The sequence below is a fragment of the Inquilinus sp. genome (genome assembly GCF_039594555.1).
GTDB lineage: Bacteria > Pseudomonadota > Alphaproteobacteria > DSM-16000 > Inquilinaceae > Inquilinus.
On record NZ_JBCNNF010000581.1, the window covers coordinates 1 to 3,327 of the forward strand.

General features: G+C 70.4%; 3 protein-coding genes and 1 pseudogene. 1 reads left to right on the plus strand and 3 read right to left on the minus strand.

The genetic code is table 11. The features are described from left to right. Both ABDW35_RS34395 and xdhC read right to left on the minus strand, forming a co-directional pair. On the minus strand, positions 1-1,370 hold a 1,370-nt coding region (locus tag ABDW35_RS34395), incomplete at its 3' end, for an ABC transporter ATP-binding protein (protein WP_343718346.1). Beyond that, positions 1,280-2,239, minus strand: a complete 960-nt coding sequence (gene xdhC, locus ABDW35_RS34400; protein ID WP_343718347.1) for a xanthine dehydrogenase accessory protein XdhC — start codon at positions 2,237-2,239, stop codon at positions 1,280-1,282. The genes xdhC and ABDW35_RS34395, both read right to left, overlap by 91 nt. Before the next feature lie 110 nt (positions 2,240-2,349). Between xdhC and ABDW35_RS34405 the strand changes: the two genes are divergently transcribed. Beyond that, on the plus strand, positions 2,350-2,691 hold the full coding sequence (locus tag ABDW35_RS34405; RefSeq protein WP_343718348.1) for an endonuclease domain-containing protein: 342 nt from the start codon (positions 2,350-2,352) through the stop codon (positions 2,689-2,691). Between the two features lie 287 nt (positions 2,692-2,978). Here the strand turns inward: ABDW35_RS34405 and ABDW35_RS34410 are convergent. Then, positions 2,979-3,209: pseudogene (locus tag ABDW35_RS34410) on the minus strand (hypothetical protein); the annotation flags it as partial. Positions 3,210-3,327: the final 118 nt, after the last annotated feature.

Genomic DNA, 3,327 nt, shown 5'->3' on the forward strand with positions numbered 1-3,327 from the left:
GCGCCGTTCTGGGCCAGGGTCATCAGCGCCTGGTGGATCGCGGTGGCGGCGCCGGCATCGACGCCCCAGGTCGGCTGCGACACGATGAAGATCTCGGGCGTCTGCAGCACCTCGCGCCCGACCACGTATTTCTGCAGATTGCCGCCGGACAGGCTGCCGGCCGCCGCCTCGGCCCCGCGGGCCTTGACGCCGAACTCATGGATCACCCGCTCGGCATAGCGGCGGGCCAGGCCGGCGCGGATCAGCCCGCCGGGCGCCAGCTTCATGCGGTTGCGGGCGCTCAGCAGGGTGTTGGCGGCCAGGCTCATCTCCGGCACCGCGGCGTGGCCGTTGCGCTCCTCCGGCACGCTGCACAGGCCCAGCAGGCGGCGCTGCTCCGCGCTCATCGCCCCGACCGGCTTGCCGCCGATGCGGATCGCCCCGGCGGGCCGCACCCGCCGCTCGCCGGACAGCGCCTGCAGCAGCTCGTTCTGGCCGTTGCCGGCGATGCCGGCGATCCCCAGGATCTCGCCGGCGCCGACGGTGAAGCCGATCTCCTTCAGCGCCGTGCCGAAGGGGCCGTCGGCGGGCAGGCTCAGGGCCTCGACCACCAGCTTGGGGTCGGATGCGCTGCGGGCGCCGCGGCGGGCAAGGGTGCGCAACTCCGCCCCGATCATCATCTGCGCCATGCTGCGCGCGGTCTCGGCCGCCGGGTCGCAGGACCCCACCACCTTGCCGCCGCGCATGATCGTCGCCCGGCTGCACAGCGCCTTGATCTCGTGCAGCTTGTGGCTGATGTACAGGATGGAGCAGCCTTCCGACGCCAGGCGGCGCAGCGTCTCGAACAGCCGCTCGACCTCCTGCGGCGTCAGGACCGAGGTCGGCTCGTCCATGATCAGCAGCTTCGGGTCCTGCAGCAGGCAGCGCACGATCTCCACCCGCTGGCGCTCGCCGACCGACAAAGTGTGGATCTCGCGGTGCGGGTCCAGCGGCAGGCCATAGGCCTCGGACACCTCGCGGATGCGCCTGGCCAGCACGCGCCGGTCGGGCGGGCTTTCCAGGCCCAGCGCGATGTTCTCGGCCACGGTCAGCGCCTCGAACAGCGAGAAATGCTGGAACACCATGCCGATGCCGAGGCGGCGGGCCTCATGCGGGCTGGCGGGGCGGGCCGGCTGCCCGTTCCACAGGATCTCGCCGGCATCGGGCTGCAGCAGGCCGTAGATCGATTTCACCAGCGTCGACTTGCCGGCGCCGTTCTCGCCCAGCAGTGCGTGGATCTCGCCGGGCTGGACGGAAAAGCTTACGCCGTCGTTCGCGACGAGGCTCGCGAACCTCTTGGTGATGCCGCGCAGTTCGATGCGCGCGGGGCCGGCCCCCGGGTTGCGGTCCATGCAGCCTCCTGTTCTGGGCCCGCCTCCGCCGCCGGTTTGTCGGCGGTGGCGGACACGTCCTTAGCCTTGGCGAAGGCGATGAGCAATTCCGCCGCGACCATGGCGGCGATGACAGGCGGGCGCTTGTCCCGCCCGAGACCCGCTCCGATCGGGCAGGTCAGCTCTCCGGTGCGCCGCGGGTCGTTGCCCCGGGCCCGGAACCAGCGCTCGAAGCGCTCGCGCTTGGTGGCCGATCCGATCAGCCCGACATAGGCGGCGTCGCCCCGCCGCAGCGCCGCCTCGGTGACTTCGAAATCCATGGCGTGGCTGTGGGTCATGACCAGGTAGGCGGCGCCGGGCGGGGCCTCGGCGACGACGTCGGTCGGGGTCGGCGTCAGCCGCCGGGTGATGCCCTCCGGGATTTCGGCCGGGAACTCGTCGGCGCGGCCGTCGACCCACTGGATCTTCACCGGCAGCGGCGCCAAGGCGCGGGCCAGGGCCTTGCCGACATGGCCGGCGCCGAACACCAGGACGCTCGGGCGCGTTGCCGCCTCTTCGGCCTCCTCGGCTTCGATCCGGGCCAGGGTGGCGCCGTCGGCCAGCTCCAGGTCGATCACGACATAGCCGCCGCAGCACTGGCCGATGGCGGGGCCGAGCGGGATCTCGACCCGCTGCGACCGCTCCTTGGTCGTGATCAGGGTCCGGGCGGCGGCGATCGCGTCCCATTCCATCCGCCCGCCGCCGATGGTGCCGCGGGCGGCGCCGGCGGTGACCAGCATGTGCACCCCGGCCTCGCGCGGGGTCGAGCCGCGGGCTTCGGTCAACGTCACCAGCACCGCCGGCTCGCCATCGCCGAGCCACAGGCGGAGGGTGGGGGCGAGGGGGGTCATGCGAGCCTCCCTGGGCTGTGGCCTTTCCCTAGGAAATCATTGCAAATTTGAGTCCCCCCTCCCCTCGCGGGAGGGGGGTAGGGGGAGGGGGTTTCCGAGGCAACGCGCCGATGACCGACGAACGCGTCCAGTTCCTGCGGGAAAACCAGACGGAAGCCGAGCTGCTGCTGTGGTACCAGCTGCGGGACAAGCGTGTCGGTGGGCTCCGTTTCCGGCGCCAGTACCGCCTCGGTCCCTACGTCGTCGATTTCGTCTGCCTCTCGGCCCGGCTGGTGATCGAGGTCGACGGGCCGTCGCACGAGTTGAGCTTCGATGCCGATGCCCGCAGGACCCGCTGGCTGGAGGACCAGGGCTATCGGGTCGTGCGCTTCACCAACGACCAGGTCATGCACGAGCTGGCGGGTGTGGTGCAGACGATCGGGGCGGTGCTGGCTGGGGGGAGTGAAGTCTAGAGGGATCTGCCCTCGCGTCGGGAACCCCTTACCCTCCTCCCGCAAAGGGCTATTGGATTCACACATCAGTGAAGTGAGCTTTTTTAAGTCCCCCCTCCCCTTGCGGGAGGGGGGTAGGGGGAGGGGTCTGCGCGCGTCCGCGCGCGTGTTGGGCAGGGCACCGAACGCACCGTCCGTGCCGGTTTGCGACAGTCTGTGCCGGCTCTGACGTCGAAAACCCCCTCCCCCTACCCCCTCCCGCGAGGGGAGGGGGGACTCAAGAGACAGCGGCTGATGAAGAAGCGCCATCATCCCACGCCCCCCGCCGCCCTGACCCGCTCCACCGCCTCCAGCACCTTCTCCGGCGTCGCCGGCGGGTCGAGGCGGGGGCAGACCTTATGGTCGGCGACGCTGGCGACGGCGTCCGAGATCGCGTGCAGCACCGAGACGCCGAGCATGAAGGGCGGCTCGCCCACCGCCTTCGAGCGGTAGATCGTCTCCTCATGGTTGCGCGTGTCGGCCAGCCGGACGTTGAAGATTAAACGGCGCCGGCAAATCAACCCTGCTGCGCATCGTTTCGGGCAAACTGGACGTAACATCGGGCGAAATTAGCCATTCGGAAACGCCCTGGTACGTACCACAACACCTGGGAGAATT

Coding starts and splice junctions, on each gene's coding strand:
- xdhC (WP_343718347.1), bottom strand. CDS start 2,239: ATGACCCCCCTCGCCCCCACCCTCCGCCTGTGGCTCGGCGATGGCGAG.
- ABDW35_RS34405 (WP_343718348.1), top strand. CDS start 2,350: ATGACCGACGAACGCGTCCAGTTCCTGCGGGAAAACCAGACGGAAGCC.